This is a genomic window from Hylemonella gracilis str. Niagara R (assembly GCF_000600295.1).
In the GTDB taxonomy this organism is placed as follows: domain Bacteria; phylum Pseudomonadota; class Gammaproteobacteria; order Burkholderiales; family Burkholderiaceae_C; genus Hylemonella; species Hylemonella gracilis_A.
In genome coordinates this window covers 3,544,650-3,571,516 of record NZ_JEMG01000001.1, presented here as the reverse complement: position 1 = coordinate 3,571,516, position 26,867 = coordinate 3,544,650, and the positions used below count along the sequence as shown (strand labels likewise).

The 26,867-nt window shown below is 66.5% G+C and carries 26 protein-coding genes; 15 read left to right on the top strand and 11 right to left on the bottom strand.

The annotated features are described in order from the left end of the window. Window positions 1-23 precede the first annotated feature (23 nt). The 4 genes from AZ34_RS16225 to AZ34_RS16210 are packed head-to-tail and all read right to left on the bottom strand — an operon-like array spanning window position 24 to window position 5,148. Complete coding sequence (locus AZ34_RS16225; RefSeq protein ID WP_051509966.1) at window positions 24-437, bottom strand: hypothetical protein; 414 nt, start codon at window positions 435-437, stop codon at window positions 24-26. 22 nt (window positions 438-459) lie between these two features. After that, window positions 460-2,202 carry a hydantoinase B/oxoprolinase family protein gene (locus AZ34_RS16220; protein ID WP_197026580.1) on the bottom strand — a complete coding sequence of 581 codons (1,743 nt, stop codon included), beginning with the start codon at window positions 2,200-2,202 and terminating at the stop codon, window positions 460-462. Then, complete coding sequence (locus AZ34_RS16215) at window positions 2,199-4,286, bottom strand: hydantoinase/oxoprolinase family protein (RefSeq protein WP_035609999.1); 2,088 nt, start codon at window positions 4,284-4,286, stop codon at window positions 2,199-2,201. Before AZ34_RS16215 ends, AZ34_RS16220 begins: the two co-directional genes overlap by 4 nt. 7 nt (window positions 4,287-4,293) lie before the next feature. Beyond that, the gene (locus AZ34_RS16210) at window positions 4,294-5,148 is read right to left on the bottom strand and encodes a fumarylacetoacetate hydrolase family protein (protein WP_035609996.1); all 855 of its coding nucleotides are present in this window, start codon (window positions 5,146-5,148) and stop codon (window positions 4,294-4,296) included. 146 nt (window positions 5,149-5,294) lie between these two features. On the opposite strand from AZ34_RS16210, the gene AZ34_RS16205 reads away from it, so the two are divergent. The 5 genes from AZ34_RS16205 (at window position 5,295) to AZ34_RS16185 (ending at window position 10,814) form a co-directional block, all read left to right on the top strand. After that, entirely contained in the window at window positions 5,295-6,218 is a 924-nt protein-coding gene (locus AZ34_RS16205; protein WP_035609993.1) for a LysR family transcriptional regulator, read from the top strand. Window positions 6,219-6,321: 103 nt separating this feature from the next. Continuing rightward, a complete protein-coding gene (gene atzF, locus AZ34_RS16200; protein WP_051509965.1) occupies window positions 6,322-8,085 on the top strand; it encodes an allophanate hydrolase in 1,764 nt (587 codons plus the stop codon). A 42-nt stretch (window positions 8,086-8,127) separates the two neighbouring features. Continuing rightward, a complete protein-coding gene (locus AZ34_RS16195) occupies window positions 8,128-9,147 on the top strand; it encodes an ABC transporter substrate-binding protein (protein WP_035609990.1) in 1,020 nt (339 codons plus the stop codon). 11 nt (window positions 9,148-9,158) lie between these two features. Further along, window positions 9,159-9,989, top strand: coding sequence for an ABC transporter permease (locus AZ34_RS16190; protein ID WP_035609987.1), 831 nt, complete (start codon window positions 9,159-9,161; stop codon window positions 9,987-9,989). A gap of 3 nt (window positions 9,990-9,992) precedes the next feature. Further along, window positions 9,993-10,814 (top strand): ABC transporter ATP-binding protein, encoded by an 822-nt coding sequence (locus AZ34_RS16185; RefSeq protein ID WP_035609984.1) that lies wholly within the window; start codon window positions 9,993-9,995, stop codon window positions 10,812-10,814. A 7-nt stretch (window positions 10,815-10,821) separates the two neighbouring features. Here the strand turns inward: AZ34_RS16185 and AZ34_RS16180 are convergent, their stop codons facing one another. The 3 genes from AZ34_RS16180 to AZ34_RS16170 are packed head-to-tail and all read right to left on the bottom strand — an operon-like array spanning window position 10,822 to window position 13,555. Next, complete coding sequence (locus AZ34_RS16180; protein WP_035609981.1) at window positions 10,822-11,529, bottom strand: TetR/AcrR family transcriptional regulator; 708 nt, start codon at window positions 11,527-11,529, stop codon at window positions 10,822-10,824. Then, a complete protein-coding gene (locus tag AZ34_RS16175) occupies window positions 11,526-12,755 on the bottom strand; it encodes an amidase (RefSeq protein ID WP_051509963.1) in 1,230 nt (409 codons plus the stop codon). Before AZ34_RS16175 ends, AZ34_RS16180 begins: the two co-directional genes overlap by 4 nt. Before the next feature lie 2 nt (window positions 12,756-12,757). Next, window positions 12,758-13,555 (bottom strand): cysteine hydrolase, encoded by a 798-nt coding sequence (locus AZ34_RS16170; protein ID WP_051509962.1) that lies wholly within the window; start codon window positions 13,553-13,555, stop codon window positions 12,758-12,760. Between the two features lie 248 nt (window positions 13,556-13,803). Here AZ34_RS16170 and AZ34_RS16165 point away from each other — a divergent pair, with 248 nt between their 5' ends. The 10 genes from AZ34_RS16165 (at window position 13,804) to AZ34_RS16120 (ending at window position 23,030) form a co-directional block, all read left to right on the top strand. After that, window positions 13,804-14,781 carry a BMP family protein gene (locus AZ34_RS16165; protein WP_035609975.1) on the top strand — a complete coding sequence of 326 codons (978 nt, stop codon included), beginning with the start codon at window positions 13,804-13,806 and terminating at the stop codon, window positions 14,779-14,781. Between the two features lie 3 nt (window positions 14,782-14,784). Further along, window positions 14,785-16,422: an ATP-binding cassette domain-containing protein gene (locus tag AZ34_RS16160; RefSeq protein ID WP_035609973.1), complete on the top strand. Its 1,638-nt coding sequence runs from the start codon at window positions 14,785-14,787 to the stop codon at window positions 16,420-16,422. Further along, window positions 16,419-17,501 (top strand): ABC transporter permease, encoded by a 1,083-nt coding sequence (locus AZ34_RS16155; protein ID WP_051509960.1) that lies wholly within the window; start codon window positions 16,419-16,421, stop codon window positions 17,499-17,501. The genes AZ34_RS16160 and AZ34_RS16155 overlap by 4 nt, the downstream gene beginning before the upstream one ends. Before the next feature lie 10 nt (window positions 17,502-17,511). After that, on the top strand, window positions 17,512-18,435 hold the full coding sequence (locus tag AZ34_RS16150; RefSeq protein WP_197026579.1) for an ABC transporter permease: 924 nt from the start codon (window positions 17,512-17,514) through the stop codon (window positions 18,433-18,435). A 17-nt stretch (window positions 18,436-18,452) separates the two neighbouring features. After that, window positions 18,453-18,662 (top strand): DUF4089 domain-containing protein, encoded by a 210-nt coding sequence (locus tag AZ34_RS16145; RefSeq protein WP_035609970.1) that lies wholly within the window; start codon window positions 18,453-18,455, stop codon window positions 18,660-18,662. Next, window positions 18,659-20,059 (top strand): AtzE family amidohydrolase, encoded by a 1,401-nt coding sequence (locus AZ34_RS16140; RefSeq protein ID WP_035609967.1) that lies wholly within the window; start codon window positions 18,659-18,661, stop codon window positions 20,057-20,059. The genes AZ34_RS16145 and AZ34_RS16140 overlap by 4 nt, the downstream gene beginning before the upstream one ends. Beyond that, window positions 20,059-20,430 (top strand): oxalurate catabolism protein HpxZ, encoded by a 372-nt coding sequence (hpxZ, locus tag AZ34_RS16135; RefSeq protein WP_035609964.1) that lies wholly within the window; start codon window positions 20,059-20,061, stop codon window positions 20,428-20,430. The genes AZ34_RS16140 and hpxZ overlap by 1 nt, the downstream gene beginning before the upstream one ends. Before the next feature lie 95 nt (window positions 20,431-20,525). Beyond that, the gene (locus AZ34_RS16130; RefSeq protein ID WP_035609961.1) at window positions 20,526-21,185 is read left to right on the top strand and encodes a cysteine hydrolase family protein; all 660 of its coding nucleotides are present in this window, start codon (window positions 20,526-20,528) and stop codon (window positions 21,183-21,185) included. Window positions 21,186-21,200: 15 nt separating this feature from the next. Then, window positions 21,201-21,923 (top strand): GntR family transcriptional regulator, encoded by a 723-nt coding sequence (locus AZ34_RS16125; RefSeq protein WP_035609958.1) that lies wholly within the window; start codon window positions 21,201-21,203, stop codon window positions 21,921-21,923. A 27-nt stretch (window positions 21,924-21,950) separates the two neighbouring features. Continuing rightward, a complete protein-coding gene (locus tag AZ34_RS16120) occupies window positions 21,951-23,030 on the top strand; it encodes a patatin-like phospholipase family protein (RefSeq protein ID WP_035609955.1) in 1,080 nt (359 codons plus the stop codon). A 27-nt stretch (window positions 23,031-23,057) separates the two neighbouring features. On the opposite strand, the gene fahA is transcribed toward AZ34_RS16120, so the two are convergent. From fahA to AZ34_RS16100, 4 genes are all read right to left on the bottom strand, one after another. Then, window positions 23,058-24,461 (bottom strand): fumarylacetoacetase, encoded by a 1,404-nt coding sequence (fahA, locus tag AZ34_RS16115; protein ID WP_035609952.1) that lies wholly within the window; start codon window positions 24,459-24,461, stop codon window positions 23,058-23,060. A 35-nt stretch (window positions 24,462-24,496) separates the two neighbouring features. Continuing rightward, entirely contained in the window at window positions 24,497-25,039 is a 543-nt protein-coding gene (locus tag AZ34_RS16110) for a VOC family protein (RefSeq protein WP_035609949.1), read from the bottom strand. Between the two features lie 61 nt (window positions 25,040-25,100). Next, window positions 25,101-25,613: a MarR family winged helix-turn-helix transcriptional regulator gene (locus tag AZ34_RS16105; RefSeq protein WP_035609946.1), complete on the bottom strand. Its 513-nt coding sequence runs from the start codon at window positions 25,611-25,613 to the stop codon at window positions 25,101-25,103. 2 nt (window positions 25,614-25,615) lie between these two features. After that, entirely contained in the window at window positions 25,616-26,641 is a 1,026-nt protein-coding gene (locus tag AZ34_RS16100) for a Bug family tripartite tricarboxylate transporter substrate binding protein (RefSeq protein ID WP_051509959.1), read from the bottom strand. Window positions 26,642-26,867 lie beyond the last annotated feature (226 nt).

The following is a 26,867-nucleotide window of genomic DNA, read 5'->3' as shown; positions in this document are numbered from 1 at the left end:
TCTCCTGAAGAAAATTGAAATCGTCAAACCTCACCGCGGTAAGCGCCACGCCAAGCCTTGGAACCGCCCAGCAGGGGAGCGGCCAGGGCCGGGCCATGCAGTTCCGCGTAGGACTGCAGGGTTCTGTTCATGCGTGGCAGCAGCCAGTCGGCGACCGCAGCGCTCGCCTCTCCGTTGCTCAGACGCTGCAGGATGTCGCGCACCGCCTGAGGCTGCATGGCCAAGGGCCCTTGCACGAGCAGGAAATCGACCACTTCGGTCAAACCTTCCCGCTCGCTCTGGGCCAGGAAATAGTCAGCGATGTCATGCTCGAAGTCTTCGAGCGTGACGGTCACGCCACTCATGGCGCAGGCGCAGCCCAGCGCGATGTGTTGGGCCGCCAGCCGATGCCAAAGCATGGAAAGGTAGGCGGCCTGATCACACTGGTGCGTGTCCATGGTGGTCCATTTCCTGCGTGACCTAGGCGCGACGTTGTGCGGTTTCCTGGGCATGGACCTGCAAGCCATCGTCGAGCACAACGCCATACAAATTCTCGGCCTGCGCGCGGCTCACGTAGCCTTCACGCACATCCTCGGCCACCCGCTCGGCGTCGCGTTCCAGGGGGTTGCCGAATCCGCCACCGCCACCTGACAGCATTTTGTAGGCGTCACCCCGCTCAAGGCGCACATTGAAAATTTTGGCGTTGGGATGGTCGGTCTTCCATTCACCCTTGTGTCGCACCGCCAGGCCGTTGCCCATGGCCTCGCCACCGCCTTCCAGCCCCCAGGGCTTGCAATGCACGCGGTCGATGCGGGTGGTGACCGTGAAGGGCGCGAGTGCCTGCACCACCATCTCGGCGCCCAGGCCGCCGCGATGCCTGCCCGCGCCACCCGAATCTTGTCGAATCTCGTATTTCTCCACCAGCACGGGGTACTTGGCTTCCAGTTGCTCGGTTGGACTGTTGTGGGTGTCTCCGTCGTTGATGCAGACGGTGACGGAAACCCCATCCTCGCTGCTCTTGGCGCCCCAGCCTCCGCCCAATGGGCCGATGCCCACGATGAACAGCCGTCCGTCGTCGGGTGAAATGCCATGGATGTTGGGGAAGACCAGGTCGGCGTGGTGACCCGCGATCGAACGATGCGGAATGGCCGGCGCCAGCGCCTTGAAGATGGTGTCGATCACCGTCATGGGAAAGGTCATCCAGACGCGCATGGGATAGGGCCGTTCCGCGCTGATCACGGTGCCCATGGGCATGATCACCTTGAGCGGACGGAAGCTCCCGTCGTTGACCGGGTAGTCGGTGGGGGTGGTCAGGCATTTGTAGGCGACCTGTGCGCAGGCGATACCCGTGGTGAAGCCCGAGTTGTAGAAACCCTTGACCTGCTTGCTCACGTCCGACAGGTCGATGGTCATCTCGTCGCCCTGGACCGTCACCTTGACCCGAATCGGGATGCGCTTGCCGATCTCCAGACCATCGTCGTCCATGAAGGATTCAGCTTCGTAGGTGCCATCGGGTATGGACAAGGTGTTCTCGCGCGCCACCGCCTCGGAAGAGTCCATGATCTGCTTGATCGAACCGTGCACCGCATCGGCACCGTAGCGTTGCAGCAGTTCGACGTAACGTCGCTCACCCGTGGTGATGGCGGTGATCTGGGCGCGCAGATCGCCCATCGCCCGTTCGGAGAGGCGCACGTTCATCGCGATGATGTCGATCAAGTCCTGGTTCACCACGCCTTCGCGCTGGTACTTCACGATGGGGATCTGTATGCCCTCGCTGTAGATGTCGGTGGTCACGTTGCCCAGCGTGCCGCCCACGTCCAGCCAGTGCGCCATGCAGCAGGTGAAGCCCTGCAGCTGGCCTTCGTGAAAGACCGGCATCGTGAAGGTGAAGTGGTTCAGGTGACTGCCCGTGGTGTAGGCATCGTTGGTCACCAGGATGTCGCCGGGCTTGATGTTGTCGTAGCCAAAGTGCCGAATCTTGGCCTTCACGGTCTCCGACATGCCGCGTATGAACATCGGCAGACCGAGGCCGATCGAAACGGTTTCCCCTTCCTTGGTGAAGAGGCCGACGGTGAAGTCCAGCGCTTCGTAGATGATGAGGTTGTAGGCCGTGCGCGTGAGGTTGGTCTTCATCTCCTCTGTCACCGCATACAGGCCGTTGCGAATGATCTCGACGGTGACCGGGTCGATGACGGTTGTCTGGGCCGTGGCTGTCATGTTCATGTTCGTTCGCTCCCGATGGCGATTTGCAGGTTGCCGAGTTCGTCCATGGACAACGTGTCGTCAGGCTGGACCACGGTGGTGGAGGCATGTTCTTCAATCAGCGCCGGGCCCGCGATGACGTTGCCTGCCCGCAGGTGATCACGCACGTAAACCGGTGTGTTTATCCATCCCGTCGCGCGGAAATACACCGGTTTGGTCGCGCGTATCGCCTGAGGCGAGGGCTGGGCCGTTCCCTGCGCCACGCTGTGCCGGGGCGGTTTTTTCATCGTGCCCAGAACCGTGACGCGCAAGCTGACCAGATCCGCCGGCTCCTTGGGCGCGGACGTGCCATAGCGCACTTTGTGCAACTCGTCGAACTGCTGTTTGATCGCAGCCCGATCCTTGGCCGCGAAGAAGGCTTGCGGCAGGTCCACGGTCACCGCGTGTTCCTGGCCGACGTAGCGCATGTCGGCGGCGCGTTCGATGACCACGCCTTCGGGCTTCACGCCCGACTGGGCCAGGGCGGCGCGGCCTTCGTTTTCCATGGACTGGTAGGCGGCCTCGATGTCATCAAAGGACACGTCATTGAGCTTGCGAAAGACCGAGCGCACGTAGTCGTAGCGCAGATCGGAAAACAGCATGCCGTAGGCCGAGAAATAACCCGGCGCATAGGGGATCAAGACCTTGCGGATGCCAATCTCCCGAGCGATGGCCGATGCGTGCAGCGGACCGGCTCCGCCGTAGACCACCATGGTGAAGCTGCCCGCGTCCAGGCCCCGTTCGGTGGTGACGGCCTTGACGGCGTGCGACATCTGCGTCACCGCGATGCGCAGGATGCCATCGGCGGCCTCGGTCGGCTCCAGCCCCAGCGGGCTGGCCACCCGTTCCAGCATCTGGCGTCGGCATCCGTCAAGGTCCAGCCTGAGTTCACCGCCCAGGAAGTGGTCGGCATCCAGGCGGCCGAGCAGCAGATTGGCGTCCGTGACCGTGGGGTCCTGGCCACCGCGGCCGTAGGCCACGGGCCCGGGGATGGAGCCGGCACTTTGCGGGCCGACGCGCAGAGCCTTGCCGGTCTCGACGCGCGCGATCGATCCTCCACCCGTCCCGACTTCATGGATGTCCATCATCGGAATCTGGATGGGCAGCGCGCGTTCGTAACCGCCGATCAGTGCCGAACCCGTGGTGAGCGGGCGACCCTCGCTGATCACCCCCGCCTTGGCCGTGGTGCCACCCATGTCGAAGGCGATGGCGTCGCCCATCCCCAGCTGGGCGCAGATGGCCTGCGCGCCGATCACCCCGGCCGCGGGGCCGGATTCGAGCATGCGCACGCAGCCCACCTTGGCATGCTCCACCGGGAACAGGCCGCCGGTGGACTGCACGATGTAGAAGTCGCCTTCGAAGCCCTGGCCGCACAGGTGCCGCTCCAGCTGGCCGAGGTACTCGCTCACGCGGGGGCCGACGTAGGCATTGGCAACCGCCGTGGACACGCGCTCGAACTCGCGGTATTCCTGGGAGAGCTCATGCGAAGCGCAGACAAAGGCACCAGGCAGTTCTTCCTGCAGGATGTGTTTGACACGCTGTTCGTGCGCCGGGTTGCGGTAGGAGTGCAGTAGCAGCACGGCCACGGCCTCGATGTCCTGGCGCTTGAGCTCGCGCGCGAGCTCACGCACGGCGGCTTCATCCAGCGGTTTGTGGATGCTGCCGTCGGCACGCAAACGCTCCGAGACTTCATGGCGCAGCGAGCGCTTGACCAGGGGCTGATGCTTGTTGAAGAAGAGGTTGTAGGCGTCCGGGCGGTTCACGCGGCCGATTTCGTAGATGTCACGAAATCCCTCGGTGATCAGCAAAGCGGTCTTGGCGCCGTTGCGTTCCAGCAAGGTGTTGATGGCGATGGTCGAGCCATGCAGGAACAGGTGCCCGTCGCGCCAGTCGATGTGGGCGCTGTTGATGGTGTCCTGGATGCCCTTGACGAGTTCGCCGTGCGTGGACAAGGCCTTGCCGAACAGCAGTTTTCCGCTGGTCTCGTCAAACGCGGCCATGTCGGTGAAGGTGCCGCCGATATCGACGGCGATGCGCAGCGATTTCTTGGATGTGGAGGCGTTCATTGCGTGCTCAGGCCTCGTCGGTGATGACGTTGCGCAGAACGCCCAGTCCGGTGATCTCGATTTCGATCACGTCACCGGCTTTCATGTAGACCGGCGGCTCGCGGCGGTCACCCACGCCGCCGGGCGTGCCGGTGGCGATCACGTCGCCGGCCGACAGCGGCGTGAAACCGGACAGGTATTCGATGATGACGGGCAGGGTGTAGATCAGATCGGCCAGGGAGGCTTTTTGCATCACCTGTCCATTCAGGCGCGACGCGATCGTCAGTCGGTTGACGTCGGGGATCTCGCTAGGCGTTGCCATGTAGGGGCCGAAAGGCCCGGTGGCCGGGAAGTTCTTGCCTGGTGTCCATTGGTGGGTGTGGCGTTGCCAGTCGCGCGCGGTGCCGTCGTTGAAGCATGCGTAGCCGGCGATGTGTTCGAACGCCCGGGCCTGGGGGATGGCGCGTCCGCCCTTGCCGATGATGACGGCCAGTTCGGCCTCGAAGTCGAAGCGCTGCGTTGCCTTGGGCTTGAGCATCTTGGCGCTATGCGCCAGCAGGCTGTCCGCGTAGCGCGTGAAGATCGCCGGGTACTCGCTGTCGGGGCGCTTGGTCTCGGCGACGTGGGACTTGTAGTTCAGGCCCACGCACAGAATCTTGCCCGGGTTGGGGATGACCGGCAGCAAGCGGGCCTGGCCGGCGGATACGGTGTGGCCCGAGGTGCGCGCCACGCGGTCCAGCTCGTCCAGCCGATCGGCGGCAATCACGGACTTCAGGTCGGGATACCGGGCCTCGAATTCCGACGGTGCCTGGATCCAGGTCTGTTCATCCTTCCAAACGCCGTAGCTCGAGCGGCCTCCGATCTCAAAACTCACAAAACTCATGGCTTGCTTTCCTTTTGTTTTCCTGTTCGTCACCGTGAGGCGACGGGGTTGTCCATGGATCGGCAGTCTAGGAATGCCCGAGTCATCTGCATAGAATGCAGTCGGAGATTTCAGAATTGCCTAATCAGGCATAACGTGAGGCGCGCATGCAGTTTCAGATTCAGGATTTCCGTCTGTTCCTGGAAGTGGCCGAACTGGGCAGCCTGACCAAAGTCGCCGCGCGGCGCCAGACTGTTCAGTCACACATCAGCCGCCAGATCAGCGCGCTTGAGAAGGCGTGCGGCAGCCCTTTGTTCCGGCGCACCGGCCGGGGAGTGGCCCTGACCGAGTTTGGTCAGCATGTCGAGCGACGTGTCAGGGCCTGGTTGAGCGGCTGTGACGAGCTTTTTGCCGAGATCCGGCAGACTTCCACCGTGCCCATGGGCGAGGTGCGCATCGGCATCCTGCCCTCCATGGCACATCCCTTGATGAGCCATGTATTCAGTCGCTTGCGACAGGACTACCCCAGGATCGTCCTCAATGTGCGCGAGGGGCAGGGCGGGGAGCTGGATGCCATGCTCGACACCGGCAGCGTGGACATGGCGATTCTGTTTCGCTTCGACAAGCCGCGCGGTCATGACGAAGTCTTGCTGGCAACGGTGGACACGTATCTGGTGTCGAGCCCCGGCGCGGCCCGCACGCAGGGGGAGACCGTGGGATTCAGGATGCTTGAAAACCTGCCGCTGGTGTTGCCGCGACGTCCTGCGCATTGGCGGGCCATCCTGGACGAGACGGCCCGCAGCCAGGGTTTTCATCTGCAGGCGGTGATCGATGCGGATTCCCTGCGTCTCCAGAAGCAGGTGTTGGTCGAGAACCCGAATCTGTATGCCTTGCTCGGGCCGTTTTCCATCGACGAAGAGTTGCGCCAGGGCAAGCTGCAGGCCGCCAGGCTTGTGGCACCTGATCTCAAGCGGTATGTCACCTTGGCCCATCCGAAGTGGGGGCAGCTGACCCAGGCCAGCCGCATCGTCTCGCAACTGATACGGGAGACCGTGCAGGTTTGGGGCGGCCAGATGAAACCCCCTGTGTAAATCGACGCTCAAGCCTCGCAGTAGACGGGCGGCAGCAGCTTGATTCGCGGGGTGTGGCACGTATGTTGCATGTGTTCATGTATACAAGATCAAATGCTGCAACATGGTGCAAGTTCCCCCTCCCGTCCGAGCTTCAACGCCCATCCCCTGTTCCGAAGGCGCGCGCGCCTGGATTTCCCGTGATGCATCGCCGCTGCAGGGTGCGGCTGCCGGGCCGCTGGCTGGCCTGCGCTTCGCGGCCAAGGACAACATCGACGCGGCGGGCTTGCGCACCACGGCGGCCTGCGAGGCCTTTGCCTACAGGCCTGCGGCGCACGCGACGGTGGTGCGCAAGCTACTCGATGCCGGTGCATCGCTGGCGGGCAAGACCAACCTGGACCAGTTCGCCTGCGGCCTGAACGGCACGCGCTCGCCTTGGGGCGCTGTGCCCAATGCCTTCGACCCGGCTTATGTATCTGGTGGTTCCAGTTCCGGCTCGGCCTATGTGGTGGCCACGGGGCAGGTGGACTTTGCCCTGGGCACGGACACGGCGGGTTCGGGTCGGGTGCCGGCGGGCCTGAACAACATCGTCGGACTCAAGCCTTCCAAGGGGCTGATCAGCGCGCGTGGTGTCGTCCCGGCCGCGCAGAGCGTGGATTGCGTCTCCATCTTCGCCCGCAGCGTGGGGTTGGCGGCCCAGGTGCTGGAGGCCGCACGGGGTTACGACGCCGAGGACCCGTATTCCCGCCAGCTGACGCTGGCGGACCGGCCTTTCCCCAAGACCTTCCGTTTCGGCGTGCCTGATGTGCTGGAGTTTTTCGGCGACAAGCTGGCCGAGGCCGAATTCGACCGGGCGCGTGCGCGTTTGCGTGAATTGGGCGGCGTGGAAGTGCGCTTCCGCTACCAGCCTTTCGCTGAGGCGGCGGCGCTGTTGTATGAAAGCGCGCTGGTCGCCGAGCGTTACGCTGCCGTTCGCGATTTCTTCGACGTGCATGAAGACCAGGTCATGGAGCCCGTGCGCGGCATCATCGCCCAAGGCCGGGCCTATGACGCCGCCGACCTCTGCATCGCGCAAACGCGGCTGCGCGCCTTCGGCCAGCAGGCCGCTGCGCAATGGCAAGAGGCGGGCGGCCAAGGCATGGACCTGATCTGCGTGCCGACCGCGCCCACGCACTACACCATCGCGCAGATGCAGGCCGATCCTGTGGTACTCAACCGCAATCTCGGGGCCTACACCAACTTCGTGAATCTGCTGGACTACGCGGCGCTGTCCGTGCCCAGCAGCATCCGGTCCGATGGCCTGCCTTTTGGCATCACGCTGATTGGCCAGTGCGGCAGCGACTGGCAACTGGCCGAGTTGGGCCAGCGCTACCACCACGCAACGGGCTTGATGCAAGGTGCGACCGGTGAACCTTTGCCCGTGCCGGCGCCCATTCCCGGCATCAGGTCTTCAGCTTCCGCATCGGCCACGGTGCGCGTGGCGGTGGTGGGCGCGCACCTGTCGGGCATGCCGCTCAACCCGCAACTGGCCGAGCGTGGCGCCCGTCTGCTGACGCAGACCACGACCGCGCCGCATTACCGGCTTTACGCCTTGCCCGGCACGGTGCCGCCCAAGCCTGGTTTGCAGCGCGTGGCTGACGGGCAGGGCGCGCGCATCGTGGTCGAGGTCTGGGAGATGCCGATCGAACACTACGGGTCCTTCGTCGCACTGGTGCCTGCGCCCCTGTCCATCGGCACGCTGGCGCTGGACGACGGCAGCAGCGTGCAGGGTTTTCTGTGCGAGGCGCTTGCCCTGGACGGCGCCCTGGACATCACGGCCCATGGCGGCTGGCGCGCCTACCTCGCGGCGCAGGCCGCACCGACCGCCCCGCGCGACACGCGGGCCTGAAACATGCATGCCTCTCTTCAACCCACTCTGCAGGAGCGTTCCATGAAAGACACCCACCTCTCCAACTCATCCTCCACCGCGACCACGCGCCGCAAGCTCGTGCAGGCGGGGGGCGCTGCCGCCATGCTGGGCGTGCTGGGTGCACCGGCCCTGGTGCGCGCGCAGAGCGGCCCCAAGATCCGCATCGGCTACTGGCCCATCGCTGCGGGATTGCCTTTCTACACGGCCATCGAACGCGGTTTCTTCAAGGAGGCGGGCCTGGACGTTGAAGCCCTGCGTTTCGCCGGCGCCCAGCAGGTGATGGAGGCCGTGCTGTCCGACCGCGCCGACGGCACGGCCAATGGCACGGGTTCGGCCAACATCGCCATCGGTGAGCTCGCCCAGCCCGGCACCTTCAAGATCTTCTGCTCCAACCCGAGCAATGCCAAGAACGTGCTGGATCAGGTGCTGGTGCCCAAGGACAGCCCGGCCAAGACCATCGCCGACCTCAAGGGCAAGCGTGTTGCTTCCGGCCCTGGCATCCAGAACGTGACGTTGGCCAAGACTGTGTTCGAAAAAGGTGGCGCCACGGGCGTGACCGTGGTGGAACTGCCCATTGGCCAGCATGTGGCCGCGCTCGCCGCAGGCCAGGTGGATGGTTGCTACACGCTGGAGCCCACGGGCACCATTGGCCGTATGAATGGCACGACACGCATGCTGGAAGCCGGCGTGATCGCCAAGTACGTGCTGGGCGATCCGATGGCACCGTGGTTCGGCGGCTCGGCCTCCTTGTCCTCGGCCTTCATCAAGAAGTACCCGGCCGAAGCGAAGAAGTTCATCGCCGCCTACGGCAAGGGCGTGCAGTTCGTGCGCAGCCAGGCCGTCGAGGCGCGCCAGTACCTCAAGGGCTACACCGCCATCGAAGGCCCGCTGACGGGCGAGGTGCCCTTGGCCGCTTACACCATGTACAACGAGTTCACGCCGGCCGACGTGGCGCACTTCCAGAAGTTCTTCGACCTGTTCGCCGAGAAGGGCATCTTCTCCTCGCGCCTGATGGTCGACAGCATGCTCTACAAGGGCTGAGGGCCGGACACATGACGGACTCAACCTCTGCTCCGGCGGCCACGCCCTGGGCGCAGGCCGCGGCCAGAATGCCGGCGGTGCCACGCAAACGGAACTGGTCCAAGGCCCTGCCTTTCATCGGCCCACTGCTGCTCTTTATCGTCTGGGACCTCGTGGTGCGGCTCGGGATGGTCAAGCCCATCCTGCTGCCGCCACCGGCCGCCACCGTGGGCACGCTGCTCAACGGCCTGGCCGGTGGCCCGCTGCTCACGGACTTCGCCGTCACCCTGTGGCGGACCACGCAGGCCTTCCTGATCGCGGCCGTGGTGGGCGTGCCCCTGGGCGTGGTGCTGGGCAGCGCCGAGAAGGCCTACCGCAGCGTGGAGTTCCTGATCGATTTCTTCCGCTCCACGCCATCCTCAGCACTGATCCCGCTCTTCCTGATGATCTTCGGCGTGTCTGACATCAACAAGGTGGCCATCGCGGCGTTCGGTGCCTTGCTCATCGTGGTGTTCAACAGCGCCTATGGCGTCATCAACGCGCGCAAGCAGCGGGTGATGGCGGCCAAGGTCATGGGGGCCTCGCGCTGGCAGATCTTCAAGGACGTGCTGATCTGGGAAAGCCTGCAGCCCAGCTTCGTGGGCCTGCGCTCGGCGGTGTCCATGGCCTTGGTGATCGTGATCGTGGCCGAGATGTTCATCGGTTCCGACAGCGGCCTGGGCAACCGCATCATCAACGCGCAGCAGGTCATGAACGTGCGCGATATGTATGCGTCCATTCTGTCTGCAGGCATCCTGGGCTATGTGCTCAACATCTTGTTCCTGCTGGCTGAGCGCCGCATCGTGCATTGGTCGGGGAGATAAGCCATGAGTGTCGTCATCAATGCGCCCGTGTTCGCCGACGTACCGGCCTCGCCTTTCCAACCCGGACCGGCCGGCACCCACATCACCATCCGCGGCCTGACCAAGTACTTCGCGGGCTGGCCGCTGTACGAGAACTTCGACCTGGACATTCCCAAGGGCAAGATCGTCTCGGTCTTCGGGCCGAACGGTTGCGGCAAGTCCACGCTGATCAACATGATCGCGGGGCTGGTGCCCATCGACAGCGGCGAGATCCTGTTCGACGGCAAGTCGCTCAAGGACACCAAGATCGGCTACGTGTTCCAGAACTACCGCGAAGCGATGTTCCCCTGGATGCGCACCATCGACAACATCGCCTACCCGCTCAAGCTCGAAGGCCAGAGCAAGGCGGAGGTGGACCGGCGCATGGCGGAACTGGTGGCCAGCTTCGACGTCAAGTTCGACCTGAACCGCTACCCCTACGAACTCTCGGGCGGGCAGCAGCAGACCGCGTCCATCATGCGTGCGCTGGCACCCAAGCCCGAGGTGCTGTTCCTGGACGAACCGTTCTCGGCGCTGGACTTTGAAATGACGCTGTTCATCCGCGAAAAGCTGCAGGAGGTGTTCATGCAGACCGGCACCACCATGCTGCTGGTCTCGCACGACCTGGAAGAAGCGGTGTACCTCGCTGATCAGGTGCTGCTGTTGACCAAGCGCCCGACCAAGGTGGCCGAGATCCTGCCGTACGACGATGCGCGTCCGCGCACGGTCGAGACCTTGTCGGAAGCCAGCTTCGTCGCGACCAAGAAGAAGAGCCTGGAGATCTTCCAGCGCGAGGTTCGACGCTAGGACTGTTTCAGCCCGGCGGCTTCAGGTAGGCCTCGACCATGGCGCGGCAGGTCTGCAGATTGGCTTTCTGCCAGCCTGGTTTGTGCAGGTCGCGCTTGAGGATGTGCGAGAGCGTGTGGGCGTGCTGCCGGCCGTAATAGGCCAGGCCGGCCATGGCGATGTAGAGCTGCAGTGCGTCGATGTCGGCGCGCACTTCGCCCGTGGCCGCACCCCGCGCCAGCAGCTGGCGGATGCGGCTGACCACGGGCACCGCCATCTTGGGGATGCGCTCGGACAGCGACAGGTGCCGGGCTTCGTTCAGGTTTTCGAAGGCCAGCAGCTTGCGCAGCTTGGGATGGTCGGCGAAGTGCTCGGCGATGAAATCGAAGGCACGCAGCAGACCTTCCATGGGCGGCAGATCGTCGGGGATGGCCTGCAACTCGGCCTGGCGCAGTTCCGCCATCACCGTGTCCAGCACCTCCAGGTAGAGGCCGTCCTTGTCGCCGAAGTAGTGGTAGAGCATGCGGATGCTCGTGCCGGCGGCCTGGACGATGCGGTCGGTGCGTGCGCCGCTGTAGCCGTGGCTGGCGAATTCCTCGACGGCGGCTTCCAACAGCCGCGCGCGGGTGCGCTCCGGGTCGCGACGGGCGGGTGTGCGGCTCGTGGTGCCGCTGGGCGAGCTGCTGCGTGCGCGGGGTGCGGCCTTGCGGGGGGGGCTGGGGCGGCGGGTGCTCAAAAGCGGGTTTCCTTGGGGGGTGACAGCGCCATAGCGAGGTCGAGCAGGCGCTCGTCGTTGCCCGGCGCGGAGATGAAAGACAGGCCCACGGGCAGGCCCTGGGCCTGGCACAGCGGCAGCACGAGCTGGGGCAGGCCCGCCAGCCCGGCCAGAGCGCCCAGGGCCAGTGCGTGTTCGTAAAAGGCGTTGCGTTCCTCGGCGCCTGCAGCGCGGCTCAGTGCCACCGTCGGCGCGGCCGGCAGCAGCCAGGCTTCGTCGGGGCCAAGCCGTTCCCGCAGCGCCTGTGCCGCCCTGATGCGCCAGTCGCGCCAGCGCGGCCACAGAGCGTCGTCGAGCGCGAGCGCGCCTGCGAAGCGCGGCGCGATCGTGGGACCGAAGCGCGGGCGCCGTGCGCGGATCCAGGGGCCGAGGTGGGTGCGAATTTCCAAGCCCTGGAGTGTGGCATAGGCGGTCAGCCAATCCCGCCAGGACGGTGCGTTGTGCGTACCGTGCATATCGTCGTCGCCAAAGGCCTGGCGCTCCTCCCGAATGCCTGCGCGCCGGGCCCAGTCCAACAAAGCCTCGCGCACCGGGGGCGTAGCCAAGTCGAGTGCGTCGCGTGCGATGCACAGGGTCAGAGGGGGACGGGCGGGTTTTGGTGAGTGGCCCAGCAGCACCTGACCGGCACTGCGCAGCAAGGCGGCGTCGCGCGCGAACCAGCCCACCGTGTCCAGGCTGGGCGCGAAGGGCAGCACACCGTCCAGCGCAATGCGCCCGTGTGTGGGCCGCAGGGCATGCAGGCCGCAGAAGGAGGCGGGCACGCGCACCGAACCGCCGGTGTCCGTGCCTAGGGCCAGGTCGGCTTCGCCCCAGGCCACGGCGACGGCGGAGCCGCTGGACGAACCGCCGGGCAGCCGTTCGGGGTCATGCGGATGCATCGGCGTGCCGAAGAAGGCGTTCTCGCCTTCGAGACTGAAGGCCAGTTCGTCGGTGACGGTCTTGCCGACGACGCGCGCGCCCGCGTCGCGCAAAGCGGCGACGCAGGGCGCGTCGGCCGCTGCTCCGCTTTGCGCAGCCGCCCAGTCCGGGTTACCGCCGCCCGTGACCGCGCCGCCCACATCGATCAGATCCTTGACGGCCAGACGGACGCCGTCGAGCAGGCCGTGGCCGGTCGGCGCGCGTTCCGTCCGAGCGCCGGGGACGAAGGCGCCGGACGTGCCGGATGGGCGTTCGGCTGTGCCAGACATGCTCAAGCCGGCAGGGCGCGCAGCACGGCGGCGGAATCGGTGACGAAACCGAAGCATTTCTTGACGTTCCAGATCGTTGCCTCGGTGCAGAAATAGGGCGAACTGGTGGCGCAGCAGTCGCTGAGCATGACGCAGCCGTAACCCAGGAAGTTGGCGTCGGTCAGGGTGTGCAGCACGCACTGGTCGGTGTTGCAGCCGGCGAAGAAGATGCTCTTGACGCCCAGGTTGCGCAGGATGCTGTCCAGCGGTGTGTCCCAGAAGCCGCTGATGCGGTGCTTGTCCACCAGGTAGTCGCCGTCGCGCGGCGTCAGTTCGTCGACGATGGCCGCGGGCCAGGAATCCTTCTGTAGCACGTGGCCCTTGCCATTGGGCAGCGGGTCACCCAGGCCCACGCCGCTGCCGCTGTTCTTGTAGAGGTGGATCTGGTTGGGCGGCATGTTGGCCAGGTCTGGGCGGTTGCCCCAGTTCACCCAGATCACTGGGACGCCGGCTTGGCGCAACCCAGGCAGCAGCGCTTGCAGCGGGGCGATGGGTGCGCGGTCGGCCTGGTAGTTGCCGCCAATGTGGTCCACCCAGCCGCCCTCGGTGCAGAAGTCGTTCTGCAGATCGATGATCACGATGGCCGTGCGGCGCAGGTCCAGCACCAGGTTCTGCGGCTCCGCGGTGACGCGTGCGCGCACCGGCGCGGGCGGTTCGACCGACATGTCGACTTCGCGCTCGCTGGCGACCCAGTAGTACTGCGGGGCCAGGCCCAGGGCGTTGTCGGGGCGGGTATCGGGAATGTAGGGATGGGATTTCATGGGGACTCCTGCAATGTAGGGCCAAAGGACACGATTTGGGGCGTGGTTTTGGGTGTGATGCGCCGCGGTTTGGTGCGACTCCTCGCTTGCGCACCACCTGCGCACCGTGAACGCACCGAATCGCCGCCACCGGGACCAGAAAACCCGGGTTTCAAGACCAGCCCCGGCTGGCATCGTTATTGCAAGAGCCATGCCTGTAAGTAATCAATTATTTACTTGCCGAAACCCATACGCTGAAAGGTCCCGTCATGGAAACTTCCGTTTTTTCCCGTCGTGTGTTCGCCCTGGGCGGCCTGGTCGCTGCCTTCCTGCTGGCCGTGCCGGCGCAAGCCGCCGACCCCCTGGCCGTCGGCATCCTGATTCCCGGCTCCAAGTCGGACAAGGGCTGGATGGAATCCGGCTATGACGGCCTGGTCGCCGCGCAGAAGGAGTACGGCGCCAAGATCAAGGTGCAGATGATCGAGAACATCAACTACGCCGACATGGAGCAGGCGCTGACCAACCTGGCCAGCAAGAACGCGCTGGTGATTGGCGTGGGCGGGCAGACCCAGGCCGCGGTGCTCAAGGTGTCCAAGCGCTTTCCCAAGGTCAAGTTTTCCATCGTCGGCGGCAACAAGTCCGAGGAACTGGCCAATGTGGCCGGCTACGACGTGAAGCAGGCCGAGATCGCCTTCGTTGCGGGCGCGGCCGCCGCCATGCTGTCCAAGAACGGCGCCGTCAGCTACGTCGGTGGCATGGAGATTCCCTCCATCGTCAACGCCGGCAAAGAATTCGGCAACGGCGCGAAGTACATCAACCCCAAGATCAAGTACTTCGAGAACTACACGGGTGACTTCGACAACGTCGCCAAGTCCAAGGAGGCCACGCTGGCCGCCATCGCCCAGGGCGCCGATGTCCACTACCACATCCTCAACCTGGGCTTGCGCGGCATGGAGCAGGCGGCCAAGGAAAAGGGCACGAAGATCATCGGCAGCTACACCAACTACTGCGGCAGCGACCCGCTCTACGTGGCCTACAGCATCACGGGCGTGGGTTTCCAGGTGCAGTACGCGATCAAGGAAGCGGTCGCCGGCACCTGGAAGGCAGGTTACAAGCCTTTCGGCCTGGCCATGGGCCCCAAGGCGTCTGACATGGTGATCTGCGGCGGCACGGCCGAGCAGAAGACCAAGCTGGAACAGATCAAGAAGGACATCCAGTCCGGCAAGATCAAGGTGCTGGAAGGCTGAGCCATGCCCGCCGGTTTGCCCACCTCGACCCCAATGCACGAGGGCCCTCGTGCCGGTGACGGCGCGGCCCTGCTGCGGCTGGTCGGCCTGTCCAAGCGCTTTGGCGCCCTGCAGGCGCTGAGCGAGGTGTCGCTGGAACTGCACCCCGGCGAGATCCATTGCCTGCTGGGTGAGAACGGCGCTGGCAAGTCCACGCTGTGCAACCTGGTCTTCGGCGTGCACCAGCCCGACGCGGGCGACTTGATGCTGGCCGGCGCGCCTTACCGGCCGCACTCGCCCGCCGACGCGCTGGCGCAGGGCATCGCCATGGTGCACCAGCATTTCAGCCTGGTGCCCGACATGACGGTGCTGGACAACCTCTTGCTGGGTCAGGCGAACGATGCGCGCTGGGGCGTGCTTGACCGCAAGGCCGGCGCGGCGCGCATCCGGGCCATGCGTGAGCGTTACGGCCTGGAACTGGACCCACAGGCGCGCATCCAGGATTTGTCGGTGGGTGAACGCCAGCGGGTCGAGATCGTCAAGTGCCTGGTGCGTGATCCGCGTCTGCTGGTGCTGGACGAACCCACGGCCGTGCTGCTGCCGGACGAAATCAAGGCTTTGCTCGCGGTCTGCGAGCGCGTTGCGCAGCAGGGCTGCGGCGTCGTTCTGGTCACGCACAAGCTGGCCGAGATCCAGCAGATCGCGCACCGCGCCACGGTGCTGCGCGCCGGTCGCGTGGTGGCGCGCTCGGAAGCGCCCGCGCGCGAGATCGACGCGCTGGTGCGCGCCATGATCCAGCGTGAACTGCAGACGACAGCGCAGGCCACCGCGCAGGCACCGGGCCCCGCTTCCCTGGTCCCGGCACGGGCCCCGCGCCTTCCCGGCCAGCCCGTGCCCGAGGCCGCGCTGCACGCCGACGGCCTGACCGTGCGCGACGCGGACGGCGTGCTGCGCCTGGACAACTTCACGCTGCTGGTCGAGCCGGGCGAGATCGTCGCGGTCGCGGGCGTGGAGGGCAATGGCCAGAGCGAATTGGGTGCCGTGCTCTCGGGCATGCTGGCGCCGACCGAAGGCCGTTATTTCATCCACGGTCAGGAGCTGACCCGCGCCACGCCGCGTGCCTTGACCCGCGCCGGCTGCGGCGTCGTGCCCGAGGACCGACATGCCCTGGCCTGCGTGACCGGGCTGAGCGTCACCGACAACCTCTTGCTCGACCGCCTGCGCGACTACCGCCGTTTCGGTCTGCTCGACCGGTCGGCCATGCGCACGGCCGCGCTGGACTTGATGCAGCGTTTCGACGTGCGCGCGGCCAGCCCCGACGTGGCCTTCGGCGGCCTGTCCGGCGGCAACCAGCAAAAAGCTGTGCTGGCGCGCGAACTCACGCTCGACTCCTTGCGTTTCCTGCTGGCGGCGCAACCGACGCGCGGCCTGGACGTGGGCGCGGTAGAAGCCGTCTACGGCCACATTCGCGCGGCCGCGGCGCGGGGCGTGGGTGTGCTGCTGATCTCATCGGAACTGGACGAACTGCTGTCGGTGGCGCACCGCGTCGTGGTCCTCTACCGCGGCCGCATCATGGGCAGTTGCGCGACGGCCGGGGCCGATCGCGCCCGCATCGGCGCCTGGATGGCCGGGCATCGGGTAGAGGAAGAGGTGCTGGCATGAGCTTGGGACATTCGATGCGGATTCACTTGCGGCCCAGTCCAGCCCTGCTGGTCTCGGCCGCGGCGGTGCTGTTGGCCTTCGGAGTGGGCGCGGTGCTGATCGCCCTGCTGGGCGTGCCGGTGGGCGAGGCCGTGGCGGCTTTCGCCGAAGGCGCCTGGGGCTCGCCCTATGCCCTGGCCGCCTCGCTCAACCGGGCCCTGGTCTTCATGCTCGTGGGCCTGGGTTTCATCCTGGCCGAGCGCGCCAGCCTCACCAATGTGGGCGGCGAGGGCCAGATCGCGGTCGGTGGCATCGCCGCCACGGCGTTCTCGCTCTGGGCGCCCGTGGCGGGCCTGCCTTTCGGCCTGTCCTTTGTCGTGCCGATGCTGGGCGCCTGCCTAGCGGGCGCGCTGTGGGGCGGCATCGCGGGCGTGCTCAAGGTCAAGGCCGGCACCAATGAAGTGATCGCCACGCTGCTGCTGTCCTTCATCGCGATCTGGATGGTCTATGGCAGCGTGCAGTCCGAGAACCTGCTGCGCCGTCCCATGACGAGTTCGGCCACCTTGCCGGAGTCGTTGGAAATTTCCCAAGCCACGCAGTTGCCGTTGCTGACGGGCGATCCGTCCATGCCGCTGCACGCGGGCCTGATTTTGGGCATCGTGCTCGCCATCGTCGTCGCGGTCGTCCTGCGGCGCACGGTGCTGGGCCTGCAGCTGCAAGCCACGGGCCTGAACCCGCGCGCCGCGCGCCGCGCCGGCATGCCCATCGACCGGCTCACGGTCGGCGTGCTCTGCGCGGCGGGCGCCTTCGGTGGCCTGGCCGGTGCCTGCATGCTGCAGGGCGAGCAGTACACGCTGAAAGCCGGGTTCTCCTCGGGCTACGGTTTCGACGGTCTGGTCGTCGGCCTGCTGGCGCGCGGCTCGGTGCCGGGCGTGATCGCCGGTGCGCTGCTGTTCGGCTTCCTGCGTTCGGGTGGCATCAATATGGAAATGGTGGCGCAGGTGCCCACGGCCCTGGTCGTGGTGATCCAGGGCCTGATCATCGTCACGCTGGCCGGCGCGGCCCTGGGTATCCAGCGTTTGGAGGCCCGGAGAAAATGAAAGGTCGCACATGATCGATCCCGAACTGGCCGCCGTCTTCATCGGCTCCAGCATCCGCCTGGCCGCGCCCCTGCTGCTGGCCGCCACCGGTGAGTATGTGAGCGAGCGCGCCGGCGTGCTCAACATGAGCGTGGAGGGCATGATGCTCGCGGGCGCCTTCGCGGGCGCCACGGCCTCCTGGCTCACCGGCTCGCCCTTGCTGGGCCTGTTGTTTGGCGTGCTCTGCGTGCTGCCCATCGCCTGGCTGCAGGCCTTTCTGAGCATCACGCTGCGCGCCAACCAAATCGTCACCGGCATCGGCATCAACATCCTGGTGCTCGGCGCGACTACGCTGGGCTACCGCGCGCTGTTCGGCAGCCGCTCTCGCGCCGAGATTCCGGGCCTGGACAAGTGGGCGCCGCCGGGGCTGGCCGACATTCCCTACCTCGGCGAGCATGTGTTCACCCAGACCTGGTTGCTGTATGCCGCGGTGCTGGTCGTCCTGGCCGTGGCCTGGGTGATGCGCTCCACCGCCGCCGGCCTGGCCGTGCACGCCGCCGGCATGTCACCGCAGGCGGCCAGCCACTCGGGGCTGAAGGTCCGACGCATCCGCTATGGCGCGGTGCTGTTCACCGGCTTCATGTCGGCGCTGGCGGGTTGTTTCCTGTCCATCGGCGACATCCATACCTTCACCGAAGGCATGACCAGCGGCGCGGGCTACCTGGCCATCGCGGCGGTGATCTTCGGCAACTGGAAGCTGGGCCGCACCCTGCTGGCCTGCGGTCTGTTCGGCGCGGCCACGGCCTTGCAGTTCCAGTTGCCGGCCATGGGCGTGCAGGTGCCCAGCGCCTTGCTGATTGCTCTGCCTTATGTGTTGGCCCTGCTGGCCGTGGGCGGCCTGGTCGGTCGCCAGGTCGCGCCGGCGGCGCTCACGCAACCGTATGCAGGCCATTGACTGAGGGAGACCCTGGAGTGAGCGACGACGATATGCTGACTTATGTGCGCGCCTCGGCGCGCTTGCTGGCTCTGCCTCTGGACGAAGCCCGCGTCGCGCGCGTGGCCGGGCATCTGCAGCGCACGGCCGCGCTGGCGGCCTTGCTGGAGCGCGTGGATCTGTCGGTCGAGGACGAGCCGGCCGAACTCTATTGCCCCGCGCGGCCCGTGCCGGGAGCGTCCACATGAGGGCCGTCGCCATGAAGGCCGCCGAAGTCGCACGCGCCATCGCGGCGGGGCAGCTCAGCGCGACCGAGGCCCTGACCCAGGCCACCGCGCGCATCGAGGCGACGGAGCCGCGTGTCAACGCCTTCACCGCCCGCACCTTCGAGCGCGCCCGCCGTGAGGCGGCCGATGTCGATGCCCGGCGCGCGCGTGGCGAGACCCTACCGCCCCTGGCCGGTGTGCCTTATGCGGTCAAGAACCTGTTTGACATCGAGGGTGAGGTGACGCTGGCTGGCTCGAAGATCAACCGCGATGACCCGCCCGCGCGGGCCGACGCCGTGCTGGTCCAGCGCATGCGTGCCGCGGGCGCGGTGCTGGTCGGCGCGCTCAACATGGACGAATACGCCTACGGTTTCACCACCGAGAATTCGCACCACGGCCCCACCCGCAATCCGCACGACCTGAGCCGCAGTGCGGGGGGCTCTTCGGGCGGTTCGGGCGCGGCCATCGCGGCCGGGCAGGTGAACATCACGCTGGGTTCGGACACCAATGGCTCGATCCGCGTGCCGTCCTCGCTCTGCGGCGTCTGGGGGCTCAAGCCGACCTTTGGCCGGCTCTCGCGCCGGGGCAGTTACCCCTTTGTGCACAGCATCGACCACCTGGGGCCCTTCGCCGATTCGGTGGAGGGATTGGCCCTGTCCTACGACGCGCTCCAATACCCGGACGCGCAGGACCCAGCTTGCCACGCGCGCGCGGTGCAGCCGGTGATACCCGCTCTGGCGCAGGGCGTGGCCGGCTTGCGCGTGGGTGTGCTGGGTGGCTACTTCGAGGACCTGGCCACGCCACCCGCCCGCGCGGCCGTGTCGGCCGCGGCCCGGGTGCTGGGTTCGCGCGATGTCGTGCTTTGGCCCGACGCCGCCGAGGCCCGCGCTGCGGCCTTCATCGTCACCGCCAGCGAGGGCGGCAGCCTGCACCTGGACCATCTGCGCCAGCGCGCCGACGAGGTCGAACCCCTGTCGGTGGACCGTTTCATCGCCGGGGCCTTGCAGCCTGCCGCCTGGACCACGCGGGCCCAGCGCTTCCGCCGCGTCTACCGCGACAAGGTGAACGCGTTGTTCACGCGATGGGACGTGCTGCTCGCGCCGGCCACGCCGGTCGCGGCACCCGTGCTCGGCACGGAATGGCTGGAGATCAATGGCCAGCGTCTGCCTTGCCGCCCCTCGGTCGGTCTGCTCACGCAACCCGTGTCCTTCGCCGGTTGTCCGGTGGTGGCCGCGCCGCTCTGGCCCGGGGGCGAGGCGGGTCCGCTGCCGATCGGCGTGCAGATCATTGCCGCGCCTTGGCGTGAAGACCTGGCGCTGCGCGCCGCCCATGTATTGCAGGAGGCGGGCGTGGCCTGCCTGAAGGAGACGCGACTGTGATGGACATCAATCTGCCCGAGGTGCTGGCCGAGGTGACGGCCGCTTTCGAGCGCTACGAAGCCGCGCTGGGGGCCAACGACACGGCCGTGCTGGACGAGCTGTTCTGGGACAGCCCGCACACGCTGCGCTACGGTGCCGGCGAAAACCTGTACGGCATCACCGCCATCCGCGCCTTTCGCAATGCGCGTCCGGCACCCGGAGCGCGCGAGATCTTGCGCACGGCCATCACCAGCTATGGGCGCGACTTCGCGACCGCCAACGTCGAATTCCGCCGTCCGGGCGTGGACCGCACGGGCCGCCAGAGCCAGACCTGGCTGCGCACGCCCGAAGGCTGGCGCGTGGTGGCGGCCCATGTCAGCTGGATGAGCTGAATGGATGGAACCGGGTGCGCAGGCTGAACAGAACGGCGTGAGGCATACCCCATGAGCTGCATGCCCTGACAGTGAAAGAAAAAAGGAGGTCGACCATGCGCATCCATGCCCAACCCTTTCCCTACGAATGCGACCCGCGCGCGACCGCGCTTGTGCTCATCGACATGCAGCGCGACTTCATCGAGCCCGGCGGTTTCGGCGAGACCCTGGGCAATGATGTGGCGCTGCTGGCAGCCATCGTGCCCGCTTGCCGCACCGTGCTCGCCGCCTGGCGGCGCGCGGGCGGCCTGGTGGTACACACGCGCGAGGCCCACCAGCCCGACCTTTCGGACTGTCCACCGGCCAAGCGACTGCGCGGTAACCCCAGTTTGCGCATCGGCGATGTCGGCCCCATGGGCCGCATCCTGGTCGCCGGGGAGCCGGGCAATCAGATCATCGACGCGCTCGCGCCGGCGCCTGGCGAACTGGTGATCGACAAACCCGGCAAGGGCATGTTCTGGGCCACGGGCCTGCATGAAAAGCTGCAGGCGCGGGGCGTGTCACACCTGATATTCATGGGCGTGACCACCGAGGTGTGCGTGCAGACTTCCATGCGCGAGGCCAATGACCGCGGTTACGACAACCTCTTGCTCGAGGACTGCACCGAGAGTTATTTCCCGGCCTTCAAGGCCGCAACCTTGGAGATGGTCCGCGCCCAGGGCGCCATCGTTGGCTGGACGGCACGGAGCGAGGCACTGCTGGCTGCGCTAAAGTAGGCCCCGAGCCTACTCATGCCCACGTCTACCCCCGCCACCCGTCGTCCCGGGCGTCGCAGCACGCCACAACCGCCTTCGCGTTCCGAACTGGTTTACGAGCAGCTCAAGCGCGACGTGGCCGATTTCAGGCTGGTGCCGGGTGACCGCTTCACCGAAAACGAAATCAGCGAGCGCCTTGGTGTGTCACGCACCCCCGTCCGCGAGGCCTTGCTGCGCCTGCAGCAGGAGGGCCTGGTCGAGGTGCTGTTTCGCAATGGCTGGCGGGTGCTGCCCTTCGATTTCGAGAAATTCGAGCAGCTCTACGACCTGCGCCTGGTCATCGAGACGGCGGCCGTGCAGCGCCTGTGCGGCGACAACCCGCTGGTGGACCATGCCCGTCTGGAGGCGCTGAACGCCGTCTGGCTGGTGCCCGCCGAGCAGCGCAGCGGTGACATCCGCCAGGTGGCGCAGTGGGACGAGGAGTTCCACGCCAGCCTGGTGGCCGCGGCCGGCAACGCCGAGATGGCGCGCGTGCACCGGGACGTGACCGAGCGCATCCGCATCATCCGCCGGCTCGATTTCACCAAGCCCGCGCGCATCGACGCCACCTACGAGGAGCACGCCAAGATCCTGCGCGCCGTCCAGCGCAAGCGCGGCGACCAGGCCGTGCTGCTGCTGCGTGCCCACATCGAGACCAGCCAGGCCGAGGTGCGCAAAATCACGCTGCACCAGGTGCATCTGGCCCGGCATGCGGGTTGAGCACCGGGATCGGAGATACTGCATCGCATGACCCATGCCGTTGCCCTCAATCTCGCCCTGCAAGGCGGTGGCGCGCACGGTGCCTACACCTGGGGTGTGCTGGATGCGCTGCTGGCCGCAGGAGAGCCCGAAGGCCAGGGCGACGTGGAAGTCGGGACGGGGGGCGCCGTGGAGTTCGAGGGGCTCTCCGGCAGCAGCGCGGGCGCGGTGAACGCCGTGGTGTTGGCCGATGGCTGGCTCAAGGGCGAGGCCGAGGGCATCGGTGGCCGCGCGGGGGCGCGCCGCGGCTTGCACAGTTTCTGGACCGCGCTGGGCCAGAAGATGCCAGCCCACACGGTGGATCCGCTGGGCTTTGGCCTCGTCAGTCCTAGCCAAGGAGCCGTCAGCCTGGGCTCTGCGGGGCGGTTGCTGGCCAGTTGGGCCAGCCAGTTCTCACCGGCCCAGATCAACCCCTTCGACCTGAACCCCCTGCGCGACCTGCTGGTCGCGCAGATCGACTTCGAGGCCCTGCGCCGAAAGTCGCCCTTCAAGCTCTTCATCGGCGCGACCCAGGTCAACACGGCGCGCTTGCGGGTCTTTCGCGAGCATGAACTGAGCGTGGACGTGCTGCTGGCCTCGGCCTGCCTGCCGCGCATCCATCGCACCGTGATGATCGAGGGCGAGCCTTACTGGGACGGCGGCTACAGTGCCAACCCGGCGGTCTACCCGCTGTTTCAGGCCTGTCGCAGCAGCGACGTGCTGCTGGTGCTGCTCAACCCACTGCGCCGCAGCCGCATGCCGCAGAGCGCGGCCGAGATCGAGACGCGCATCGCTGAGCTTGGATTCAACACCCATTTCATGCGCGAGATGCGCATGTTCGCCTCCTTGCCCTCGCATTCCTTGTTCAGCACCAAGCTGGAGCGCCGTCTGCGCGCGATGCGCTTTCACATGATTGGTGGCAGCGAGCTGGAAAGCCTGGCGCGCAGCGAAAGCAAGCTGCTGCCCTACGCGCCCTTCCTGCAGTACCTCCATGCGCAAGGCCGCGAGCATGCGCGGGACTGGCTGCGCGACAACGCCGTCCATGTCGGACAACGCTCCAGCATCGACGTGCAGGCGCTGTTCGCCTGAGGCCGCCCGCCGCAGTGGTTGGGGTGCTCAGGGTTTCGCGGGGAGCACCGTGCCCATGCAGTCCCCGAAGCCGATGCGTGCTGCACCCGGCTTCTCGCAATATCCCCGCAGTGTCACGCTGTCGCCGTCGAGCAGAAAAGTGCGCTGCTCGCCGTCGGGCAGGGTCAGAGGCTGCTTGCCGCCGCGGGTCAATTCCAGTAGCGCACCGGCTTCGTCGAGCGTGGGGCCGGACAGGGTGCCGCTGCCGAACAGATCGCCGGGCTGCAGATTGCAGCCGCCGACGGTGTGGTGGGTGACCAGTTGCGCCAGCGTCCAATAAGCATGCCGGTAACTGGTGCGCACGATGCGGTGGGCGCCTTGCCCGGCCTGGCGCATGCGGCTGGTCTGGATCAGCACTTCGAGCTGGATATCAAAAGCCCCCCCTTCGCGATTGGACGCGCTGTCCAGGTAGGGCAGGGGTTGAGGGTCTCCATCCGGTCGCGTGAAGGCCATGCGGTACGGTGCGAGCGCTTCCAGCGTCACGATCCAGGGCGAGATCGTGGTCGCGAAGTTCTTGGCGAGGAAAGGGCCGAGCGGTTGGTATTCCCAGGCCTGGATGTCGCGGGCGGACCAGTCGTTGAGCAGGCACAAGCCGAACACATGGTCCTCGGCTTCGACCAGCGGCACCGGTTCGCCCAGTGCATTGCCCTGCCCGATGAAGATGCCGAGTTCCAGCTCGATGTCCAGCCGCTGCGTGGGTGCGAGCGTGGGTGCCGTTGTGGCGGGGTCGGCGCCGGGCACCATCAACTGGCCCCTGGGCCGATGGAACTGCTGGCCTGACACGCCGATGCTGCTGCTGCGTCCGTGGTAGCCAATCGGCACCCATTTGTAGTTGGGCAGCAGCGGGTTGTCGGGTCGGAAGAGCCTGCCGACGTTGGTGGCGTGGTGGACCGAGGTATAGAAATCGGTGTAATCGCCGATGTGGGCCGGCAAGGCGTATTCCACCTCGGCCTGGGGTGTCAGGTGGGCTTGCAAAACGGCTTGCACTGCGTGCGAGGCCTCGGGGCGCAGCCCGCGGGAGAGGGCCAATCGCAGGCTCGACCAAGCGGTGGGGCCGAGCGCCATCAGCGCGTTGAGTGCGGCATCTTCTCGGCAGAGCGTGAGTGCAGCGGCAAGGCCGGCGTCCAGCTTCAGTGCTTGGTGGACCGCATGCGCTGCCAGGTCCAGCACCTGATCACCGATGCCGACCCCGGCGCGGAACCGCTCGTCCGTCTGGCTGCGTCGGAAGATGGCGTAAGGCAGGTTCTGGATGGGAAAGTCGCTCACCGTGGCGGCTTGGGCCTCGACCGTGTCACTGGCCGCGATCGCGGCACGGGGATTCGCGGACAACACCCAGCTGCGCAGTGCCGGGTCGTGGGTTTCGTTCAGACGGTGATGGCGTGTCGTGGTCATGGAATAGGGCAGGTGGGTGGAGCGCTCTAGTCGGATTACTTCGCGTCGGCCAGTTCCAGCGCATGCATCCAGGCCGCGTGCTTGGGGGCGCGCTTGGTCTGGGCCCATTCGTTGAGCATGTCCCATTTCACCTCGGCCGCGCGCCGGTTCAGTTCGGGTGTGCTGGTGTCCACGGCCAGTTCGAGGCGGTGGCCATTGGGATCGAAGAAGTAGATGGACTTGAACAGGGTGTGATCGGTGATGCCCACGACCTCGATGCCGTCGGCCTGTAGGCGGGATTTCACTTCCTCCAGGGTGTCCAAGCTGTCCACCTCGAAGGCAATGTGCTGTACCCAGGCGGGGGTGTTCTCGTCGCGGCCCATTTCGGGCTGCGTGGGCAATTCGAAGAAGGCCAGCACGTTGCCACCGCCCGCGTCGAGGAAGATGTGCATGTAGGGGTCATGCGCCTTGGTGGAGGGCACGTGGTCCTCGGCGAAGGCGAGTTGGAAGTCCATGTTCAGGTACTTCTGGTACCACTCCACAGTCTGCTTGGCGTCCTTGCAGCGGTAGGCGACGTGGTGGATCTTGGATATCTTCATGAGGGGCTCCTCGTGGCGTGGAAAGAGTGAACGGCGATGGAGTAGACAGCTCGGGCATGGCTCAGAGCGCCGATATGGCGTCTTCGTCCTCCGGCTCGCTGAGGTCCGCTGCGCCACGGGCGAGCGCCGGGCCTTGGTTGTGCGCCACCAGCCGGTCGAGCAGATCACTCAGCTGGGCCTGCTCGGCGGGCGTGAGGCAGCCGACGATTTCGGCGTTGCGTTCGTGAACCAATTGCATGGCGCGCGCGCAGGCCTTGCGGCCCGCCGCGGTCAGTGTCAGCGTGACGCCCCGTCCATCTTGTTGACTGTCGCGCTTGCTGACCAGGCCCAGCGTCACCAGGGCCTGCGCGGCACGGCTGGCCTGACTTTTGTTCAGGTTGGCGTAGCGCGCCAGGTCCTTGACCGACAAGGACTCGAAACGGCCGATGGCGGTCAAGCAGCGGCCATCGCTCAGACTGAGCCCGACCGTCCCAGGGTAGCGCTGCTGGGTCTCCAGATCACTCAGCTTGTGCAGCAGATGCAGCCGGTACGTGAAAGTACGTTCCAGCGGGACGGAGTCGGGGGTCTGAGTCACGCTCACTCCACCGTGATGTTGGCGGCCTTGATCACCGGGCCCCACTTGGCGCGCTCGGCCGCGGCGTAGGCGGCCATTTCCTCGGGTGTGCTTTCGATGGCCTCCAGACCCAGCGCGATCAGGCGGGCCTTGACGTTGTCGTCGTTGAAGGCGTCGCGCAGGGCCTTGTGCAACTTGGCCACCACCGGCGCGGGTGTGCCGGCGGGCACGACCACGCCTTGCCATGCATAGGCTTCAAAGCCTTTCAGGCCTTGTTCGTTCAGCGTGGGCACGGTGTTGAAGCCGCGCACGCGGCGGGCGCTGGCCACGCCGATGGGCTTGAGCTTGCCGCTCTCCAGGAAGGCCTTGCCGGCGGCGGTGTCCACGAACATGAAGGGAATCTGACCGCCGACCACGTCCTGGATGGCGGGCGCGGCGCCGCGGTAGGGCACGTGCGTGAGCGTGAGCTGGGTCTGTTGAGCGAAGAGCGCCGTGGCCAGGTGGTGCGGGCTGCCCGCACCCGGCGAACCGTAGTTGGCGCCGTTGGTTCCGGACTGCTGGGTCTTGGCCCAGGCCGTGAATTCCTTCAGGTCCTTGGCAGGCACCTGCGGGTTCACGGCCAGGATCAGCGGAAAGCGCACCGTCAGGCCGATGGGCGCGAAGCTTTTTTCGGCGTCATAGGGCAGCTTGCGATAGAGGAAGGGGTTGGCCGCCAGCGTGGCCGTGTCAGCCGACAGCAGGGTGTAGCCGTCCGCCTTGGCTTCGGCGACGTAGGCCGCGCCGATGCTGGTGGCCGCGCCTGGCTTGTTGTTGATGACGATGGGTTGTCCCAGGGTGCGGCTCATGGATTCAGCCAGGGTGCGTGCCAGCACGTCGGTGCCACCGCCGGCCGGGTAGGGCACCACCCATTCGATGGGTTTGCTGGGGAAACTCTGGGCCATGGCGGGGGGCGCGGCCAGCAGGCCAGCGGACATCAGCGTGGCTGCCAGGCTGGCCGTGAACAGGCGGCGGCTGGCGGTGGAAATCACGGGCGAAGTGGGGGTGGGCATGGTCTGGTCTCCTGGTCTGGTTGACGCCGTGTGAGCCGGCTGCGGCACTGTAGCGCCCTCATGGTTGCGCGCGCAACCATTTTGTTTCATGTCTGGCTAGGGGTTTGCCCTGGACTGATGCGAGTCAGGGTTGCGCAGCGGGGCTCGCCGGTCGGCGGGTGTGGGGCCACCGCGTCAAGCGCCGAGGGGTGTACGCCGTCCGGCGTATTCCTGTGGCGGGCCGCCT

What these genes read in the sequence shown, in the direction of transcription:
- AZ34_RS16165 (WP_035609975.1), top strand. Translation starts at nt 13,804, where the DNA reads ATGGAAACTTCCGTTTTTTCCCGTCGTGTGTTCGCCCTGGGCGGCCTG.
- AZ34_RS16190 (WP_035609987.1), top strand. Translation starts at nt 9,159, where the DNA reads ATGACGGACTCAACCTCTGCTCCGGCGGCCACGCCCTGGGCGCAGGCC.
- AZ34_RS16185 (WP_035609984.1), top strand. Translation starts at nt 9,993, where the DNA reads ATGAGTGTCGTCATCAATGCGCCCGTGTTCGCCGACGTACCGGCCTCG.
- AZ34_RS16175 (WP_051509963.1), bottom strand. Translation starts at nt 12,755, where the DNA reads ATGTCTGGCACAGCCGAACGCCCATCCGGCACGTCCGGCGCCTTCGTC.
- AZ34_RS16195 (WP_035609990.1), top strand. Translation starts at nt 8,128, where the DNA reads ATGAAAGACACCCACCTCTCCAACTCATCCTCCACCGCGACCACGCGC.
- AZ34_RS16205 (WP_035609993.1), top strand. Translation starts at nt 5,295, where the DNA reads ATGCAGTTTCAGATTCAGGATTTCCGTCTGTTCCTGGAAGTGGCCGAA.
- fahA (WP_035609952.1), bottom strand. Translation starts at nt 24,461, where the DNA reads ATGACCACGACACGCCATCACCGTCTGAACGAAACCCACGACCCGGCA.
- AZ34_RS16120 (WP_035609955.1), top strand. Translation starts at nt 21,951, where the DNA reads ATGACCCATGCCGTTGCCCTCAATCTCGCCCTGCAAGGCGGTGGCGCG.
- AZ34_RS16220 (WP_197026580.1), bottom strand. Translation starts at nt 2,202, where the DNA reads ATGAACATGACAGCCACGGCCCAGACAACCGTCATCGACCCGGTCACC.
- AZ34_RS16215 (WP_035609999.1), bottom strand. Translation starts at nt 4,286, where the DNA reads ATGAACGCCTCCACATCCAAGAAATCGCTGCGCATCGCCGTCGATATC.
- AZ34_RS16150 (WP_197026579.1), top strand. Translation starts at nt 17,512, where the DNA reads ATGATCGATCCCGAACTGGCCGCCGTCTTCATCGGCTCCAGCATCCGC.
- AZ34_RS16100 (WP_051509959.1), bottom strand. Translation starts at nt 26,641, where the DNA reads ATGCCCACCCCCACTTCGCCCGTGATTTCCACCGCCAGCCGCCGCCTG.
- hpxZ (WP_035609964.1), top strand. Translation starts at nt 20,059, where the DNA reads ATGGACATCAATCTGCCCGAGGTGCTGGCCGAGGTGACGGCCGCTTTC.
- AZ34_RS16155 (WP_051509960.1), top strand. Translation starts at nt 16,419, where the DNA reads ATGAGCTTGGGACATTCGATGCGGATTCACTTGCGGCCCAGTCCAGCC.
- AZ34_RS16130 (WP_035609961.1), top strand. Translation starts at nt 20,526, where the DNA reads ATGCGCATCCATGCCCAACCCTTTCCCTACGAATGCGACCCGCGCGCG.
- AZ34_RS16160 (WP_035609973.1), top strand. Translation starts at nt 14,785, where the DNA reads ATGCCCGCCGGTTTGCCCACCTCGACCCCAATGCACGAGGGCCCTCGT.
- atzF (WP_051509965.1), top strand. Translation starts at nt 6,322, where the DNA reads ATGGTGCAAGTTCCCCCTCCCGTCCGAGCTTCAACGCCCATCCCCTGT.
- AZ34_RS16140 (WP_035609967.1), top strand. Translation starts at nt 18,659, where the DNA reads ATGAGGGCCGTCGCCATGAAGGCCGCCGAAGTCGCACGCGCCATCGCG.
- AZ34_RS16225 (WP_051509966.1), bottom strand. Translation starts at nt 437, where the DNA reads ATGGACACGCACCAGTGTGATCAGGCCGCCTACCTTTCCATGCTTTGG.
- AZ34_RS16110 (WP_035609949.1), bottom strand. Translation starts at nt 25,039, where the DNA reads ATGAAGATATCCAAGATCCACCACGTCGCCTACCGCTGCAAGGACGCC.
- AZ34_RS16210 (WP_035609996.1), bottom strand. Translation starts at nt 5,148, where the DNA reads ATGAGTTTTGTGAGTTTTGAGATCGGAGGCCGCTCGAGCTACGGCGTT.
- AZ34_RS16125 (WP_035609958.1), top strand. Translation starts at nt 21,201, where the DNA reads ATGCCCACGTCTACCCCCGCCACCCGTCGTCCCGGGCGTCGCAGCACG.
- AZ34_RS16170 (WP_051509962.1), bottom strand. Translation starts at nt 13,555, where the DNA reads ATGAAATCCCATCCCTACATTCCCGATACCCGCCCCGACAACGCCCTG.